Source organism: Aurantimonas sp. E1-2-R+4 (assembly GCF_036549515.1).
Taxonomy (GTDB): domain Bacteria; phylum Pseudomonadota; class Alphaproteobacteria; order Rhizobiales; family Rhizobiaceae; genus Aurantimonas; species Aurantimonas coralicida_A.
The window spans coordinates 13,396-31,197 of sequence record NZ_JAZHLK010000008.1 but is presented as its reverse complement, the minus strand read 5'-3'; the positions used below and the strand labels follow the sequence as shown (position 1 = coordinate 31,197).

Here is a 17,802-nt window from a genome sequence, read left to right as displayed (position 1 = left end):
ACCGCGACGAGTTCCAGGCAGAATGTCGCAAAACGGGCCCGCCGTCGATCTTGTCGGTGAAAAGGGCGCCCAAGGGCGTTCTTTCCCAAGACCTTCATTGATGCGAGATTGCAGGCGCCGACCGGATGGAATTCGATGCCGAACCAGGGAGCAACCCGTGGAAGCCACCGCCCCCTTCGATCTCGCGCGCTTCGTAAGGGCTCAGGCGCCGGTCTTCGACACTGTCATCGACGAGCTGAGCGCGGGACTAAAGCGCGGCCACTGGATGTGGTTCATCTTCCCGCAATTGCGCGGCCTGGGGCGTTCGTCGATGGCTGAATTCTACGGCATCGGCTCGCTCGACGAGGCACGCGCCTATCTGGCCGATCCTGTCCTCGGACCGGGGCTCATCCTTTGCACGCAAACGGTACTGGGAGTGCGGGACCGCACCCTCCGCGCCATCTTCGGCTCGCCCGACGACATGAAATTCCGCTCCTCCATGACCCTGTTCGCACAGGCCGTCGAAGCGGAGGGAAGTCCGTTCGCTCTGGCGCTCCAACACTATTGCAGTGGCAATATGGATGAAGCGACGCTGGCGCGGTTGGCTGCCGCCGGGACATAGATCGCGACGGCAGCCGACCAGTTCGGTGTATGCTTCACCGCTCCGCAAGGACGCACGGCCTCGCGGAGCGGCCTGGCATCCAACTTAGTCGTAGAGAACCGCGGCGATCTCCGGATCGTCGATGGTCGCCTTGTCATAGTAGAAGAAGCCGGTGTCGATATTCTTCTCGACGGTCTCGCCCTTGGCGGCTGCGACGGCCGCCTTCACCGTCTCGTAGCCGATGCCGACCGGATTCTGGGTAATAGCACCCGCCATCGATCCATCGCGCACGGCCTCTTTCTGAGCCGCGCCGGAATCGTACCCGATCACCACGACCTCGTCCCGGCCCATCTCACGCTTGCCGTTGAGAACCCCGATGGCCGATCCCTCATTGGCGCCGAAGATACCGGCGAGGTCGGGATTGGCCTGCAGGATCGACTTGGTGATCTCGGTCGACTCGAGCTGATCGCCGCCACCGTATTGCACCGAGACGATCTCGATGTCGGGATGCGCCTCCTTGATCCGGTTGCTGAAGCCCTCGACGCGGTCGATGCCGGTGCGGCTGGTCTGGTCATGCGCGACGACCGCGACCTTGCCCTTGTCACCGATCAATTCCGCCATCTTGTCGGCCGCGAGCGCCGCGGCGGCGACGTTGTCGGTCGAAGCGGTCGCCATCGGAATATCGCTGTCGACGCCGGAGTCGAAGGCGATAACCGGGATGCCAGCATCCTTCGCCTGTTGCAGAAGCGGAATTGCCGCTTGGCTATCGAGCGCCGCGAAGCCGATCGCGTCCGGCTTCTTCGCCAGCGCGGCCGACAGCATGTCGATCTGGCGGTCGACCATGGTTTCGTTGTCCGGACCCTCGAAGCTGACCTCGACGCCAAGCTCTTCGGCCGCCTTGTCGGCGCCGGACTTGACCGCCTGCCAGAACTGGTGCTGGAAGCCCTTCGAGATAAGCGGTACATACATCTTTTCCTGCGCCGTGGCTGCTCCGCCTGCGGCCAAGAGGGCTGCGGCGCTGATCGCGCCGAGAATGACTCGTCTGGTGAACATGATTTTTCCTCCGGGTTGCGTTTGCTTGCTGGGTGATGTCGTCGGGGCGCGGTTCGCCCTCTTGGTTGTTGTCGACTTCGCTATATCCGGCGGCGACGCATCATGTCGGCATAGACCGCCAGGATGATGATCGCGCCGGTGACCACCGTCTGCCATTCCTGCGCCACCGACAGAATGCGCAGGCCGTTGGTGAGCACGGCCATGATCAGCGCGCCGATCAGCGTGCCGAGGATGGTGCCGCGCCCGCCCGACAGCGACGTGCCGCCGATCACGACGGCGGCGATCGCCTCCAGTTCGTAACCGAGGCCGAGCGCCGGCTGGGCCGAGTTGAGACGCGAAGCGATGAGCAGTCCGGCGATGCCGCAGATCCCCCCGGACAGAGCATAGATCGCCATCTTCCAGGCGTCGGTGTTGACGCCCGACAGCCGGACCGACTCCTCGTTGGAGCCGAGCGCGAAGGTGTATCGGCCGAGAACCGTCCGCTCCAGAATGTAGCTGACGGAGAAGGCGGTCAGGAACAGGATCAGCACGCCGTTCGGGATCGGCAGAGCGGGAATCAGGTCGCCGATCAGCGAACCGCGGGAGATCTCGGTGAAGCCCGGCGTGTCGTTGAAATAGATCGGCCGCGTTCCCGAGATCACCAGGGAAAGCCCCTTCAACATCAGCATCATGCCGAGCGTGGCGATGAAGGGAGGAATCTTCATCTTGGCGACAAAGGTGCCGGAGAGGAGTCCGCTCAGCGCGCCGGCGCCGATCGCGGCGATGATGCCCAGCGGCAGCGGCAGCCCCCAATAGGTCAGCACCACTCCGGCGATGACTGCGCAAAACGTCATCAGCGTTCCGACCGAAAGGTCGATGCCGCCCGTGATGATCACCAGCGTGACACCGACCGCCAGCACGCCGTTGACCGAGGTCGCCTGCAGGATGGCGATGATGTTGGTCATCTGCATGAAATTCGGCGAGGCGAGCGAGAAGCCGATGAGGAGCAGAACCAGACTGGCGAAGGCCAGCAGCTTTTGATGCGCGCCGGTATTCAGAAGGCGGGCGGCAAAGCCAGGCCGCGCGGCGTCGACCGTGGTCATGCGTGTTCTCCCACTGGTTCCATCGCGCTCTCGCGCATCGTCGCGAGGCGCATGATGTCCTCCTGGCTGGTGCCGGAACCGCCGGGCAGAATGCCGGTCAGCCGGCCCTCGCACATCACCGCGATCCGGTGGCTGAGTCGCAGAATTTCCGGCAATTCGGACGAGATCACGATGATCGCGCGCCCTTGTTCGGCAAGGCTGTTCAGGAGCTTGTAGATCTCGCTCTTGGCGCCGACATCGATGCCGCGTGTCGGTTCGTCGAAAATCAGGATATCGCAATCGCGCAGCAGCCATTTGGCGATGACCACCTTCTGTTGATTGCCGCCGGACAGAAGCCGCACCTCCTGCCGATCGGACGGGGTGCGGATGCCGAGCCGGTCGATATAGCGGCGCGCGGCCTCCCCCATGCCGTTCTCGTCGAGCATGCCGGCGCGGCTGGTGAAACGATCGAGGCTCGCCATGGCGATATTGGCGCGCACGTCCATGGACACCGCCAGCCCGAAATGCTTGCGGTCCTCGGAGAGGTAACCGATCCCCGCCTTGACGGCGTCGGCCGGACTGCGAATGGAGCACGTCCGCCCATGCACCAGGATGTCGCCGCAATCGCGCGGATCGGCGCCGAAGATCGCCCGCGCCACCTCGGTGCGGCCGGCGCCCATCAGTCCGGCAAAACCGAGAATTTCCCCCTTCTTCACGGCAAAGCTGACGTCGCGAATCTCCCGGCCACGGCTGAGCCCGCGCACTTCCAACGCGGTTTCGGCATCGGACAAATCCGGCTGTGCCGCCGCCTCGTCGCTGAGGGCACGGCCGACCATCATCGCGATGATACGGCTGACCGGCGTGTCGGCGGCAGACACGGTTCCGACCGTCTCGCCGTCGCGCATCACCGTCACCCGGTCGGCGATCCGCTTCAACTCATCCATCTTGTGCGAGATGTAGACGATGCCGACCCCTTCGGCCTTCAACCGCCGGATGATGATGAACAGCTCCTCGATCTCGACATCGTTAAGCGCCGCCGTCGGCTCGTCCATGATCAGGATGCGCGAGCGAAACGACAGCGCCTTGGCGATTTCGACCATCTGCTGCTTGGCGATGGTCAGCCGCTCCACCTTGTTGCGCGGGTCGAGCTTGAGGTTCATCCCGGCGAAGATGTCGGCGGCCTGCCGGTTCAGCGCCGCCTCGTCGAGCCGGCCAAAGCGACGGCGCGGCTCGCGCCCGATGAAGATGTTCTGGGCGATCGTCAGATCGTTCATCAGGCTCAGTTCCTGATGGATGATGCCGATGCCGAGGTCTTGCGCCGCGCGCGGACCGTCGATCTCGACCGCATTGCCTTCGACCACGATCTCGCCGCCGTCCCTCGGGTAGATCCCGGAGAGGATCTTCATCAGCGTCGACTTGCCGGCACCATTCTCGCCCATCACGGCGTGAACCTCGCCCGGCAGAATCTCGAGATGCACATCCTTCAGGGCATGCACGCCTGGGAAGCGCTTTTCGATTCCGGTCATCTGGACAAGCGCGGTCATGCGGCGGCCTCGCCCAGTCCGTAGAAAGTCACCGCGTTATCGCCGAGAATGGCAGCCCGCTCGTCAGGCGAAAGCGGATCGAGCAGGGCGTCGGTGATCCGAACCCATCCTTCGTGCGGCGCCGCCAATGTCAGCACCGGCCAGTCCGAGCCCCAGATCAGACGCTTGGGGCCGAACCAGCCGATCAGCTTGTCGACGATCGGGCGCAGAACGGCGAGCGCGGCCGCTTCGCTCTGCCGCTGATCGGAGCGCATTTCGGTGAGCAGGCCGGACAGCTTGCAGACCGCGTCCGTCTCGCGCGCCAACCGCGCCATCCCCTCCTCCCAAAGCGCATGCCTTGGGTCGTCCGCGTCCGCGCCAAGGGCCGGCTTGCCCGCATGATCGATGATGATCGGCAAGTCGGGGCGGCGTTCGGCGAACCGCAGAAGCCGGTCGAGATGCACCGGCAGCACCAGAGCGTCGAAGCGAAGGCCGAGGCGGTCGAGCGCATTGAGCACGCCGGTATCGGGCGCCGTCAGCAACCAGTCCGGATCGGCGATGTCCTGGAGCATCGGCCGGACGGATTTCAGCGTCGGGTTTTGCGCCAGCGTTTCGAGCCGCTTGGCGGCCTCGGGCGAAGCGAGATCGACCCAGCCGACCACGCCCGCGATCTCGGCGTTGTCTGCGGCGAGCGCCAGCATGAAGTCGGTCTCGGCATCGCTCGGCGCGGCCTGCACCAATACGACGCGCTCGATCCCCGCCGCCGCCGCCAACGGGCGCAGATCGGCGGGCGCGAAGTCGCGGCGGATCGAAGCGAGAGTCGGATCGCCCGATTGCAGCCAGCCATAATCGTCGCGCGACAGGCGCCAGAAATGGCAATGGGCGTCGATGCGGGCACTCATGCCGACATCCTCAAGCCGTCCTGTCGGGCGGCGATATCACGCCCTTGCGGATGATGAAGTTGCCATAGAGCCGCCGCTCCGCCGTCTGGACGATGGCATAGGCCCGCTTGGCCTCGTCATAGAAGTCGAAGCGCGGCACGCCGGTGATATCGGCGCCCTCGGCCGCGAAAAACAGAGAGGCCTCCGCGACCACCTCGGGCACCGCCTGAGGATCGCCGACCACCTCCATACAGCGCACCGCCCCCGGCTCGAAATTATCGATCGGCAACAGTGTCAGCACCGCCTCGACCGCTCGCGGCACAGAGCAGTCGATGCGGATCGCCAGCCCGTGAACGGTTTCGCGCGCCACCGATTCCGCCGGGAAATTGGCGTCCACCAGAACGATCTCGTCGCCGTGCCCCATCGCCGCGAGCACCTGGAGAAGCTCCGGATTCAAGAACGGGTCGATCCCCTTCAGCATGCACTCATCCCCCCTCCGATGGCCTCTTCGCGTGGCGGTTTGAACTCCGTCGTCCCGTCAAGTCGCCTCCATCGCTGTTCATTTTCTCCCAGCCTCATGAGATTTGCGCGCCACATCGGCTCGTGTCCACTGCATAAATCGCGCTGGTCGCGCAAATGAACAGCCGCGAGCGACCCGGACCGCCGAAGGTCAGATTGGCGACGACCTCCGGCACCAGAATCCGGCCGAGCCGCGCGCCGGACGGCGTCAGACAATGGACCCCGTCGGCGGCCGAAACCCACAACAGCCCCTCGGTGTCGACGCGCAGACCGTCTGGCACGCGGTCGATCTCGGCGACGACACGGCCGGCGCCGAGCCGGCACCCGTCGACGACCGCCAACGCGCGCACATGATGCGGGCGGCTGTCGTCGGAGCCGAAGCCGTGCCCCTTCGCCCGTCCGGAATCGGCGATATAAAGCGTCGTCTCGTCGGGCGAGAAGGCAAGGCCGTTGGGCCGGTCGAAATCGTCGGCGACACGCTCGACCGCACCGCTCGCCGGGTCGATCCGGTAGACATGGTTGCCGCCAATCTCGCTCTCCGCGCGGATGCCCTCATGGTCGGAGACGATGCCGTAGGGCGGATCGGTGAACCAGATCGAGCCGTCGGATTTGACCACGACGTCGTTGGGCGAGTTCAGGCGTTTGCCCCGCCAATGGGTGGCCAGCACCTCATAGCCGCCATCCATCGTCGTGCGGCTGATGCAACGCCCGCCATGTTCGCAGGAAATCATCGCCCCGGTGCGATCGCGAGTATGACCGTTGGTCCACTGCGCCGGCTGGCGGAAGACCCGCAGCCCGGCCTGCTCGGACCACGCCATCATCCGGTTGTTGGGAATGTCCGAGAACCGCAGCTCCGCGATCTCGTCGAACCACACCGGGCCTTCCGCCCAGATGAAGCCCTCCGCGATCCGCTCCAGCCTCGCCCCCGCCGGGAAAAACGACGCGAACCGCGCGTCGTCGGCGACGAGAAATTCCTGTTCCGTCCCCATTCTCTCTTCTTCTCACTCCGTCTTTGTTCGGGTCCCGGCTCCGTCTCCACCAAGTGCCATCGGGGCAACCGATTTCACGGCCGTTGACCCGATCCTGACCCAGCGATAGCGTATCATCGCTGCACACGTGTGCAATGGCTTGGGTCGCATGCGCGGTCGCAAGACTTCGACCGACCCTCAACGATAACAAGTTGGGCGCACATGCTGGGAGGCAGGTGCGAGCCTGAGAGGGAGGACATCATGAAACTGTTTTGGTCGAAATCGCTGCTGGCGGGCGCCGTCGCGGCGTCGCTGCTAGGCGCCTTCGGGGCGGCGCACGCGCAGGAAAAGGTGACGATCGCCTCGTCGATGCCGGCGCTCGAATTTCCGTTCTTCGTGCATATGCAGGAGGCCCTCACCAAGAAGGCCGCCGAGATCGGCGGCATCGAACTGATCGCGACCGACGGGCAGAACAAGACCACCAAGCAGACCGGCGACGTGGAAGCGGCGATCATTCGCGGGGTCGGCGGCATCATCATCAGCCCGCTCGACTCGGTGGCGATGGCTCCTGCGTTGCAGCAGGCCGTCGACGCCGGCATTCCGGTCGTCACCATCGACCGCCGGGTCGAGGGCGTGCCGGGCATTCTGGCTCATGTCGGCGCCGACAACGTCATCGGCGGCGAAGCCCAGGGCAAGCTGATCATGGAGCTGTTTCCGGACGGCGCACGGATTGTGAACCTCCAGGGCCAGCCCGGATCGAGTCCCGCGATCGATCGCAACAAGGGCCTGCACAACGTGCTCGACCCGGTGTCCGACAAGTATGAGTTCGTCGCCGAACAGACCGCGAATTTCGCCCGCGAAGAGGGCGCGTCTGTCACCGAGGCGATCCTCGCCGGTCTCGACAGCCCACCGGATGCCATCGTCGCGGCCAACGACGACATGGCGCTCGGCGCGCTTCAGGTCACCCAGGAGCAGGGACTGAATGTTCCGGTCCTCGGCTTCGACGCGCTGCCGGAAGCGCTGGCCTCGATCCGCGATGGCGGCCTTGCCGCCACGGTGGAGCAGTTTCCGGGCGGACAGAGCAGCACGGCGCTCCAGACGATGGTCGACTATCTTCGGGACGACAAGAAACCGGAGACTTTGATTCTGCTGCAGCCGATCGCGATCACCAAGGACAATCTCGACAAGGCCGAGCGCCTCGGCGAAATCCAGTAGTCCGCACGGGTCGAGAGGGCCGGGCCCGTGCCCGGCCCACACGCCGCTTTCCGGGATGTGATCATGAGCAACGCGACTTCGCCGGCGGTCTCGAAACCGCCGAAGCCTCGGTTCGATGCGATCGAATTCATAGCCACCTATGCCGCGCCCCTGTTCCTGCTGCTGTTGATCGCCGTTTTCGCGATCCTCGAGCCGCGCTTCCTGCATCCGCTGAACATCTTTAACGTACTCAGGCAGGTTTCGATCTCCGGCCTCATCGCTGTCGGCATGACCTTCGTCATTCTCACGGCGGGGATCGACCTGTCGGTGGGCTCGCTCATGGCCCTGGCCGGCCTCGTCGGCGCCTATGTGTCGAAGGGCGGCCTCGAAGACCGGTTCGCTGTCGCCGCCACCGACGCGGCGGGCAACCCGTTGATCCTCGCGGTCGCCGCAGCGCTGGCGGTCGGGATCGCCGGTGGCGCGCTCCAGGGGCTGGTCATAACGCGGCTCAAGGTGCCACCCTTCGTCGTCACCCTCGGCGGGCTCACCGCCTTTCGCGGCGCCGCGCTGCTGTTTTCCGGCGGCGGGCCGATCTCGGGCTTTTCACCGGCGTTCACCTGGTGGGGACAGGGGCGCATCGGCATGGTTCCCATCCCGGTGATCATCTTCCTCGTTGCCGCGATCCTGGCGCATCTGGTGCTGCGCTACACCGCCTTCGGCAAACATGTTTACGCCACCGGCGGTAATGCCCGCGCGGCTGCGCTCAACGGCGTTCCGACCAAGCGGATCGTCCTGTCGGTCTATGTCATTAGCGGGTTCTTCTGCGCCCTCGCGGCCTTCCTGCTCTCGGCGCGCCTCAACTCCGCCGAAGCCGTCGCCGGTCTCGGCCTCGAACTCACCGTCATCGCCGCCGTCGTGATTGGCGGCACCAGCTTGTTCGGCGGCGTCGGCGGCATTTTCGGCACGGTCGTCGGCGCACTGTTGATCGGCGTCCTGACCAACGGGCTGGTGCTGCTCAACGTCTCGTCCTTCATCCAGCAGATCGTCATCGGCGTCATCCTCGTTGCCGCCGTGGCGCTCGACCAGTACGCCGCCGGCCGGAGGCTGGCCCAGTGAACGCGCCCCTCTTCGAGCTCGCGAACGTGTCCAAGCGGTTCGGCGCGATCCATGCGCTGGAGAATATCGATCTGTCGCTGGGCCGCGGCGAGGTCGTCGGGCTGATGGGGGACAATGGTGCCGGCAAGTCGACGCTGGTGCGGATCATCGCGGGCAACTTCCAGCCCTCGGAAGGCGAAATCCGGATGAATGGCGAGACCGTGCGGTTCGCCGACAGCGCCGCTGCCCGCGATCGGGGCATCGAAGTGGTCCATCAGGATCTCGCCCTTTGCGACAATCTGACGGCGGCCGACAACGTGTTTCTCGGCCGCGAACTCAAGCGGCGCATCGGCCCGTTCACGATCCTCGATTATCGCGCCATGGCCCGGCGTTCGGCCGAGATCTTCGCCGAATTGCAGTCGGAGACCCGGCCAGCCGACAAGGTGCGCATGATGTCGGGTGGTCAGCGCCAGGCGGTGGCCATCGCCCGGACACGGCTGTCGGACTCCCGCATCGTCCTGATGGACGAACCCACCGCTGCGATCAGCGTGCGGCAGGTCGCGCAGGTGCTCGACCTGATCAAACGCCTCAGGGACAGCGGCGTGACCGTGGTCTTGATCAGCCACCGCATGCCCGATGTCTTCGCCGTGGCCGAACGCCTCGTCGTGTTGCGGCGCGGCCGCAAGGTCGCCGACAAGCCCATCGCCGAAAGCTCCCCCGAAGAGGCGACCGCACTGATCACGGGTGCAATCGAGACGGCATGAGCGGCAACATTTACTCCCCGGCCCCTCCCCGCCGCCGCGTGACCGCTCTCGATGTCGCCCGGCGTGCCGGCGTCTCGCGATCGGCGGTGTCGCGCTCCTTGACCGAAGGGGCCAGCGTGTCGGCCGAAACCCGGCGCAAGGTGCTGCGCGCCGCCAAGGAACTCGGCTACCATCGCAATGCGCTGGTGCGCGGCATGGTTCGTCGGCGCTCCGGCATCATCGGCATCGTCGCGGGGCGTCTGGACAATCCGTTCATCGCCGTGGCGCTCGAACGCCTTTCCCGACGGTTGCAACAGGAAGGCCTCAAGTCGTTGATCTATTCGGGCGACGCGGAAAACGATCTGAAGGTCGCCCTGCCCTCGATGATCGAATACCGGGTCGACGGCTGCTTCTTTCTCAGCAACGATCTTTCGCCCAGCGCGGCGGCAAAATATACCAAACTCGGCATTCCGCTGATCGTGGTGTTCAATTCCGACATGGAGGGGATTTCCGATCATGGCGACGAAGTGCCGGTCGGCGCCGTGAGCGTCGACAATGTCGAGATGTCCGCGCGCGTCGCCGATCTGCTGCTCGATTCCGGCTACACCCGCCTTGCCTACCTTGCCGGACTTCCCGCTGCCACGACGAGCCGCGAGCGCCGGCGCGGCTTCGAAGATCGCCTCGCGGTGCGCGGCGCGCAGCTCGCAGCCGTCGCGATCGGCAATTTCAACTATGCGGATGGACTCGACGCTGCGCGCGCGCTGTTGTCGGCCGCGGAAAGACCCGACGCCATCTATGCCGCGAACGACCTGATGGCGATGGCCGCCATGGACGTGGCGCGCCGCGAGTTCGGCCTCGCCGTGCCGGGCGACCTCGCCGTGGTCGGATTTGACGACATCCCGGTGACCGCCAACGCGGCTTACGAACTGACCACGATCCGTCAGCCGATTGGCGAGATGATCGACACGGCCACCGATATGATGCTGGGGTTCATCGAGGATCCCGCCAGGCGACCGCTGGAGATTCGCTTGAAGTCAGAACTCGTCCAACGCGGATCAACGGCGCGGCGGCCTGCCTCCCCGCGCCCGAATGGCAATGTCGCGCGCTGAGCGACGCGAGCCCAACCCCACCAGGAGGATAAAACCTTGCAATTTCCACTTCGCGAGATCGGACGCAGCGGCGTCCAGGTCACCGAATTCGGTTTCGGCGGGGCGCCGCTGGGAAATCTCTACGCTCCGGTGGCCGACGACGAGGCCCATGCGCTGATCCGCTCGGCGTGGGACGCCGGCCTGCGCTATTTCGACACCGCGCCCTATTACGGCTTCGGCCTTTCGGAGCGGCGCTTCGGCGACGCATTCCGTTCGCTGCCTTGGTGTGACGCCGTCGTCTCGACCAAGGTCGGTCGGTTGATCCGGCCGGACCCAGGCCCCAATCCGGACCGCGAGAAATTCATCGACGCCGCCCCGTTCCGCTCCGATTACGACTATTCCTACGACGGCGTCATGCGCTCGCACGAGGACAGTCTGCAAAGGCTGGGCATCGACCGGGTCGACATCCTCTATTTGCACGACATCGGCGCGATGACCCATGGCGCCGAGGCGCATCCGGCGCTGTTCCGCGAAGCGATGGAGGGCGGTTACCGCGCGCTCGACGAGTTGCGGCGCAATGGCGACATCAAGGCGATCGGGCTCGGCGTCAACGAATGGCAGGTCTGCGAGGAGGCGATGGACCACGGCCGCTGGGACGTCTTTTTGCTCGCCGGGCGTTACACGCTGCTGGAACAGACGGCGCTCGATACGTTCCTGCCGCGATGCCAGAGCGAGAATGTCTCCATCGTCATCGGGGGTCCGTTCAACTCGGGCATCCTGGCGACGGGACCGAAAGCCGGCGCCACCTACGATTACGAGCCCGCCCCGCCCGAAATCCTCGAACGGACGCGCCGGATCGAAACCGTCTGCAAGGCGCATGGCGTGCCACTGGCGGCCGCGGCGCTGCAGTTTCCGCTGACCCATCCGAGCGTTGCCGCCGTGATTCCGGGCGTTGCCGCTTGCGCGCATCTCGACCGCAACCTCGCGCTCATGCATCGCCCGATTCCCGCCGGGCTTTGGTCCGACCTGCGATCCGAGGGCCTCCTGCGGGCCGATGCGCCGGTTCCCTCCGGATGAGGCGCAGCGGAGACGCATCGGGAATGATCCGGACCATCGATCCCGTCGACGCAAAGACGCTCGTTCACGCGGAGGGCGAAATCGCCTTTCTCGACCTGCGGGAGGCCGGCCAGTTCGGCGAGGGGCATCCGCTCTTCGCGGTCCCCTGCCCCTATAGCCGCCTCGAAACGCTGGCCGCGTCGCTGATCCCCAACCGCGACGTTCCGGTGTTGCTGATCGATGCCAGCGATGGTGTCTCGGATCGCGCGGCCGGCCATCTCTCGGCGCTCGGCTTTCGCGATCTGGCGATCGTCGAGGGCGGCGCGCCCGGCTGGCAGGCGGCCGGATACACGCTCTTCAAGGGCATCAACGTTCCGTCCAAGACGCTCGGCGAATTGGCCGAGCACGAATGGCAGCCGCAACAGGTGGACGCCCTCACGCTCCAAAAATGGCAGGCGGCGGGAACAGCGACACTATTCGATGGCCGCCCACCCGCCGAATACGCCAATATGCATGTCCCCGGCGCCATCTGCATGCCGAATGGCGAGCTCGCCTATCGCGTCGATGCCCTCGCCGGGACGCACGACCGAAATGTCATCGTCGGCTGTGCCGGACGAACGCGCGGGATTATCGGGGCCATCGGTCTTGAGTTGATGGGCTGTCCGGCGCCGGTCTTCGCCATGCGGAACGGTACACAGGGATGGGCCCTGGCCGGGCTTGATCTGGAACGCGGCGTCGAGGCCGACCACTTTCCGCCGCTCGATGGCGCGGCTCGCGTCGCCGGACGCAAGCGCGCCGCGGCCTTCGCCGAGCGATGGGAGATCCCGGTCGCCTCCCCTGCGACGGTGCGGTCCTTCCTCGGCGACGCCTCGCGCACGACCGTCGTCTTCGACGTCCGCTCCGGGGTCGAGGCGGCGGCCGATCCCGTTCGATGCGCACGCCCTGCTCCCAGCGGCCATATCGTGCAGGCCACCGACCAATATGTTGGCGTCCGGCATGCGCGCATCGTCCTGTGCGATGATGTCGGTATCCGCGCCGGACTGGCGGCCTTCTGGCTGCGGCAACTCGGCTTCGAGCCCTTCATCGCACTCCTCGACGAAGACCTGCGCGCTCTGCCTGCTCCGGACGCTCCGTCCGCGGCAGCATCGGGCGGTATATTCCGGATCGCGGCGGTCCCGGCACTCGAAAAGCTGCGGGCGAACGAAACCCGTCTTTTCGATCTCAGATCCTCCCGCAGTTTTCGCCGCAATCATGTCGAAGGCGCTGTCTGGGCGACGCGGGCGCGGCTCGATCGGGTGGTATCGACGGCTGGACCGACGCCGATCTTGCTGGTCGCGGACGACGACGACATCGTCAGGGGCGTGGCGCGCGATCTGCGCGGCATGGGAGTTGAAGACGTCGCCGTCGTCGAGGGAGGACACGCGGCACTCGTCGACCAAGGCGGCCATCAAATCGCATCGCCCGACGACCCGAGCGATGCCGATGCGATCGACTTCCTGGATTTCGTCCACGACCGGCACGACGGCAATCTGGAATCCTCCCGCCGCTATCTGGATTGGGAGACCGGGCTGATCGCGCAACTTGACGCCGATGAACGCAGGGCGTTTCGCCTAGCCCGGAACCCGGACAGCGCCTGAGCCAGGAAACGGTCGCGCTTGCCGCCCATCCTGCCGCGCGAAATTGCCATCTGTTGACAATTTTTTCCATCGCCATTCTATAGCGACGAACGCCTGTCGCGGCAGTTCCAGCACCTGACCACACCCGTTGCCAGGCTCGCCAGTGTCGCGATCGGAACCCGATGTCGCCCCGCCGCATGGCCGCGAAGGATCGACCGCAGCCTGATTTCTGGAGTTCTCATGCCTGTTCCTCACGTCACCGGCCCCCTCGCCGAATGGATCGTCGCCGTCAAGGACGATGACATTTCCCCGGAGGTCCGCCGTGAAGGCGTGCGCACTTTCGTCAATTGGGTCGGCTGCGCCGTCGGCGGGGCAACCCACCCGACGGTGGATGCCGCCATCAGGGCCGTGGATCCCTTTTCCGGCCCGCGCATGGCGACGATCCTGGGGCGTGGCGAACGGCTGGACGTTCTGCATGCCGCACTCGTCAACGGCATCTCGTCGCATGTTCTCGATTACGACGACACGCATCTGAAGACGATCATCCATCCGGCCGGACCGGTGGCGTCGGCCCTCTTGGCCTTGAGCGAAACCCGTCCGATGAGCGGACGTGCCCTGATGACCTCGATGCTGGTCGGGATCGAGGTCGAATGCCGCATCGGCAATTGCGTCTATCCCGAGCATTACGACCGCGGCTGGCACATCACCGGCACGACCGGGGTTTTCGGCGCGGCAGCCGCGGTCGGACACGCCATCGGCCTGAACAAGACCCAGATGCAGTGGGCGCTTGGCTTGGCGGCCACCCAGTCCTCTGGCCTGCGCGAGATGTTCGGCACCATGACGAAAAGCTTCCATCCCGGCCGCGCTGCCCAGAACGGGGCCATGTCGGCCCTTCTGGCCGAGGCCGGGTTCGACAGTTCGCTGCAGGGCATCGAGGCACCGCGCGGTTTCGCCAACGTCTTGTCGACCAAGCAGGACTATGGCGAAATTCTCGACGATCTCGGCACGCGATGGGAAGCCGCGCTGAACAGCTACAAGCCCTTCGCCTGCGGAATCGTCATCCATCCGACCATCGACGGTTGCCAGCAGATCCGGAGCGAGATCGGCGACAAGGTCAAGGACATTCAGTCCGTCCACCTGACGACGCATCCGCTGGTTCTCGAACTGACAGGCAAGACCGCGCCGCGCACCGGCCTGGAAGGCAAATTCAGCGTCTATCACGCCGCCGCGAGCGCGCTGCTTGATGGGGATGGATCGCCCACCGCCTTTACCGACGACCTGGTCGGCCGGCTGGACATCGTCGCGCTCCGCGACCGGGTCAGCGCGACCGCCGATCCCGCCTGCCATGAAGCCTCGGTGGACATCGACATCGTGTTCAATGACGGTTCGAAGCTGCACAAGCGGATCGAGCGCGCGATCGGCAGCCGCGAACGCGCGCTCACCGACGACCAGCTCAACGTGAAATTCCTCAATCAGGCCGAGTTGGTTGTCGGCGCCGAGCAGTCGCGCCGAATCCTGGACATGTCCTGGGCGATCGATAGCATGAGCGAAGCAGCGGACTTGGCGGAGGAAGCAGCCGCTCAACGGATTTCCACGGCCGCCGAATGACGCCCTCGCCCCGGAAAGACGCGCTCAGGATCGGCATTCTGGAAGGCGACGACATCGGCCACGAGGTGGTACCGGCCGCGGTCGAAATCGCCAGGGCTGCCGCCGACACGGCCGGATTGACGATCGAATGGACCGAGGTTCCGATCGGGCGTCGCGCGCTCGACACGCACGGCCACACCATGCCTGAGGGGACGCTGGAGACGCTCGGCGCTCTCGATGGCTGGATTCTCGGGCCGATCGGCCATCGCGACTATCCCAAGGTCGCGGAGGCGATCAATCCGCATCCGATCCTGCGCAAGCATTTCGACCTGTTCGCGAATGTGCGTCCGACCCGTTCCTTTCCGGGCATCGGCTGCCTGCATGACGACATCGACCTCGTCATCGTGCGCGAAAACAACGAGGGCTTCCAGCCCGACCGCAACGTGGTCATGGGTTCGGGAGAATTCCGCCCGACACACGACGTGACGATCTCGGTTCGGGTGATCACCAGCGAGGGGAGCCGCAAGGTCGCGCGCGCCGCGTTCGAGATCGCGCGCTCGCGCCGGAAGCGCCTGACCCTCGTCCACAAGAACACCGTCTTCAAACTCGGCTGCGGCATGTTCGTGGACAGTTGCTACAAGGTGGCGGCAGACTTTCCCGACGTCACTGTCGACGAAGTGATCGTCGACACGATGGCGATGCGCCTGATCCGCGATCCACAGAGCTTCGACGTCGTGGTGACGACCAACATGTTCGGCGACATCCTGACCGACGAGGCCGCGGGCCTCGTCGGCGGGCTCGGCATGGCGCCCGGCCTGTGCATCGGCCGTGGTGCGATCGCGATGGCGCAGGCCACACATGGCTCGGCGCCGGACATCGCCGGAAAGGGGATCGCCAATCCCTTCGCCATGATCGAATCGACACGGATGCTGTTCGACTGGCTCGGCCGTCGCCGCGACATCGACGCGGCCATCGACGCCGCCGCGCTGATGAAACGCGGGATCGACCACGCGCTGTCGCGGGCCGAAACGCGGACGGCGGACATCCGCGGTACCGGAACCCAACGCGCCATGATCGACGCGGTCATCGCGGGGGTACGAGAAAAGGGCGCTCTAGCACTTTGATTGCGCATCGGAACGATCTGAAAACCGGGTTCCGTCCTTCGTCCGAAGATCTCGCTCACCGCGGTTTTGAGGTGTTGCGGTCTGCGAACATGTGACCGGCGTTGCGTCACACCGATTTGCTCCGGCTGGATCAAGAGCTTTTGCGTATCGCATGACATTTCACGTAGAAGCTTCGGAACACATTCGATCCAGGAAGGCTCGCTCAATGTCGGTCACGGACGCTTCGCAAGCCAGAGACGAACTCACCACGCTTCAGACCTCCTCGCTCGCCAGTGCGGTCGAGAAGCAGATCGAGCATCTGATTCTCGGCGGGGAGCTCCAGCCGGGCGAGCGCTTGAACGAGTTTCAACTGGCCAACCGTTTCGGCATGAGCCGGGGTCCCTTGCGCGAAGCGATGCGCAGCCTCCATGCGAAGGGCTTCGTCGACGTCGTGCGCAATCGTGGCGTATTCGTCCGCCAGATTCACGTCGAGGAAGCGCTGGAGATCTACGATCTGCGCTCGGCGATCTTCGGCCTCGGGGGGCGACTGCTCGCCGAGCGGGTGACCGACGACATGATGCGTCGGCTCCAGAGTTACCTCACGCGGATGGACGAGATCGCAGCCAAGAGCGACTTCGACGCATATTATCCGATGAATCTGGAGTTCCATTCCTACCTCGTGACGTCGGCCGGAAACCGGACCTTGGTCGGCGAATACCGCAGCCTGGTCAACCGGCTGCATCTGTGCCGCGCGCGAACCCTGGTTCAAGCCAAGGGGCTGTCGGTGTCGAACAAAGAACATCGCGAGATGGTCGAGGCTTTGGCTTCCGGCAATGCGGATCGGGCGCAGGAAACCTTCTTTCGGCATGTCCAAAAGGCCAAGCTCAGGTTTCTGTCGACCTTCGACGAGGCGACGATCGGCGCTACCGACACGAGCGCCCGCGAACGATGATCACCGCGGGCCTTCCGAAACCGCCCTGCCCGCTGTTCGATGCGCGCGTCGGCAACCGTATGTCTGACTGGAGACCGGCGTGAAAAAGCTGATTACCTTCGACGTTTACAGCGCGCTGTTCGACATTGCCGGCAGCATCGCGCCGCGTGTCGCGTCCCGCCTGTCTCTGTCGGAGACAGACGCGCGGGCGTTTTTCGCCCTCTGGCGCGACAAGCAGATGGAGCGGCTGCAGCTCAGCAACTCGCTCGACGGCGAGCGGGTCCCGTTTCGCGACGCGACGCGGCAGTCCTTCGACTATGCCGTCCGCCTGCACCGCCTCGAAGCATCACCCGACTTACGCGAGGAACTGGTCGCGGCGTGGGATGAAATCAATCCGTGGCCGGAGGCCGAATCCGTCGTGCGAGAGGTCAAGGATCGCGGCTATCAGACGGCCATCCTGTCCAACGGGGACGAGGCCATGCTCAAGGCCGTCGCCAGCCGCATTGGCGACCCCTTCGATCACGTCTTCTCGTCCGAGCATGCTGGCCGCTACAAGCCGCATCCGGCCGTCTATCGCCTGCCGCAGCAGCGGCTCGGCCTCTCACCCGCCGACATATTGCATGTCGCCGGCAGCCGGACCGACGCCCTCGGCGCGGCGGCGGCCGGTCTGGAGTGTTTTTGGTCGAACCGAGCCGACGATGCCGTCCTCGATCCACGCTACGCGCCGACCTACGACCGCCGCGATCTGACGGATCTAACGGCCATCCTTCAGGCTTCGTAGGCCTCCAGGCACATCAAGACAGT

The 17,802-nt window shown here is 65.2% G+C and carries 17 protein-coding genes; 11 read left to right on the top strand and 6 right to left on the bottom strand.

What is annotated here, in order from left to right; translation table 11 throughout:
• Nucleotides 1-157: 157 nt before the first annotated feature.
• Complete coding sequence (locus VQ045_RS05815; RefSeq protein WP_331829441.1) at nucleotides 158-601, top strand: DUF1810 domain-containing protein; 444 nt, start codon at nucleotides 158-160, stop codon at nucleotides 599-601.
• A gap of 84 nt (nucleotides 602-685) precedes the next feature.
• On the opposite strand, the gene VQ045_RS05810 is transcribed toward VQ045_RS05815, so the two are convergent.
• From VQ045_RS05810 to VQ045_RS05785, 6 genes are all read right to left on the bottom strand, one after another.
• On the bottom strand, nucleotides 686-1,633 hold the full coding sequence (locus VQ045_RS05810; RefSeq protein ID WP_331829440.1) for an ABC transporter substrate-binding protein: 948 nt from the start codon (nucleotides 1,631-1,633) through the stop codon (nucleotides 686-688).
• Between the two features lie 80 nt (nucleotides 1,634-1,713).
• The gene (locus tag VQ045_RS05805) at nucleotides 1,714-2,715 is read right to left on the bottom strand and encodes an ABC transporter permease (RefSeq protein ID WP_327623279.1); all 1,002 of its coding nucleotides are present in this window, start codon (nucleotides 2,713-2,715) and stop codon (nucleotides 1,714-1,716) included.
• Nucleotides 2,712-4,238, bottom strand: a complete 1,527-nt coding sequence (locus VQ045_RS05800) for a sugar ABC transporter ATP-binding protein (protein ID WP_331829439.1) — start codon at nucleotides 4,236-4,238, stop codon at nucleotides 2,712-2,714. Before VQ045_RS05800 ends, VQ045_RS05805 begins: the two co-directional genes overlap by 4 nt.
• Nucleotides 4,235-5,119: an amidohydrolase family protein gene (locus VQ045_RS05795; protein ID WP_331829438.1), complete on the bottom strand. Its 885-nt coding sequence runs from the start codon at nucleotides 5,117-5,119 to the stop codon at nucleotides 4,235-4,237. Before VQ045_RS05795 ends, VQ045_RS05800 begins: the two co-directional genes overlap by 4 nt.
• A gap of 10 nt (nucleotides 5,120-5,129) precedes the next feature.
• Complete coding sequence (locus tag VQ045_RS05790) at nucleotides 5,130-5,579, bottom strand: RbsD/FucU family protein (RefSeq protein ID WP_331829437.1); 450 nt, start codon at nucleotides 5,577-5,579, stop codon at nucleotides 5,130-5,132.
• Between the two features lie 94 nt (nucleotides 5,580-5,673).
• Nucleotides 5,674-6,606, bottom strand: a complete 933-nt coding sequence (locus VQ045_RS05785; RefSeq protein ID WP_331829436.1) for an SMP-30/gluconolactonase/LRE family protein — start codon at nucleotides 6,604-6,606, stop codon at nucleotides 5,674-5,676.
• Between the two features lie 240 nt (nucleotides 6,607-6,846).
• Here VQ045_RS05785 and VQ045_RS05780 point away from each other — a divergent pair, with 240 nt between their 5' ends.
• From VQ045_RS05780 to VQ045_RS05735, 10 genes are all read left to right on the top strand, one after another.
• Nucleotides 6,847-7,800, top strand: coding sequence for a substrate-binding domain-containing protein (locus VQ045_RS05780; RefSeq protein WP_331829435.1), 954 nt, complete (start codon nucleotides 6,847-6,849; stop codon nucleotides 7,798-7,800).
• A gap of 63 nt (nucleotides 7,801-7,863) precedes the next feature.
• A complete protein-coding gene (locus VQ045_RS05775) occupies nucleotides 7,864-8,895 on the top strand; it encodes an ABC transporter permease (RefSeq protein WP_331829434.1) in 1,032 nt (343 codons plus the stop codon).
• A complete protein-coding gene (locus VQ045_RS05770) occupies nucleotides 8,892-9,638 on the top strand; it encodes an ATP-binding cassette domain-containing protein (protein WP_331829433.1) in 747 nt (248 codons plus the stop codon). The genes VQ045_RS05775 and VQ045_RS05770 overlap by 4 nt, the downstream gene beginning before the upstream one ends.
• The gene (locus VQ045_RS05765; protein WP_331829432.1) at nucleotides 9,635-10,726 is read left to right on the top strand and encodes a LacI family DNA-binding transcriptional regulator; all 1,092 of its coding nucleotides are present in this window, start codon (nucleotides 9,635-9,637) and stop codon (nucleotides 10,724-10,726) included. Before VQ045_RS05770 ends, VQ045_RS05765 begins: the two co-directional genes overlap by 4 nt.
• A 36-nt stretch (nucleotides 10,727-10,762) precedes the next feature.
• On the top strand, nucleotides 10,763-11,782 hold the full coding sequence (locus tag VQ045_RS05760; protein WP_331829431.1) for an aldo/keto reductase: 1,020 nt from the start codon (nucleotides 10,763-10,765) through the stop codon (nucleotides 11,780-11,782).
• Nucleotides 11,783-11,805: 23 nt separating this feature from the next.
• Nucleotides 11,806-13,398, top strand: coding sequence for a rhodanese-like domain-containing protein (locus VQ045_RS05755; protein WP_331829430.1), 1,593 nt, complete (start codon nucleotides 11,806-11,808; stop codon nucleotides 13,396-13,398).
• Between the two features lie 219 nt (nucleotides 13,399-13,617).
• Nucleotides 13,618-14,985, top strand: coding sequence for an MmgE/PrpD family protein (locus tag VQ045_RS05750; protein ID WP_331829429.1), 1,368 nt, complete (start codon nucleotides 13,618-13,620; stop codon nucleotides 14,983-14,985).
• A complete protein-coding gene (locus VQ045_RS05745) occupies nucleotides 14,982-16,088 on the top strand; it encodes an isocitrate/isopropylmalate dehydrogenase family protein (RefSeq protein ID WP_331829428.1) in 1,107 nt (368 codons plus the stop codon). The genes VQ045_RS05750 and VQ045_RS05745 overlap by 4 nt, the downstream gene beginning before the upstream one ends.
• A gap of 205 nt (nucleotides 16,089-16,293) precedes the next feature.
• The gene (locus VQ045_RS05740) at nucleotides 16,294-17,019 is read left to right on the top strand and encodes an FCD domain-containing protein (protein WP_331829427.1); all 726 of its coding nucleotides are present in this window, start codon (nucleotides 16,294-16,296) and stop codon (nucleotides 17,017-17,019) included.
• Nucleotides 17,020-17,098: 79 nt separating this feature from the next.
• Nucleotides 17,099-17,779, top strand: coding sequence for a haloacid dehalogenase type II (locus VQ045_RS05735; RefSeq protein ID WP_331829426.1), 681 nt, complete (start codon nucleotides 17,099-17,101; stop codon nucleotides 17,777-17,779).
• The last annotated feature ends 23 nt before the right edge of the window (nucleotides 17,780-17,802 follow it).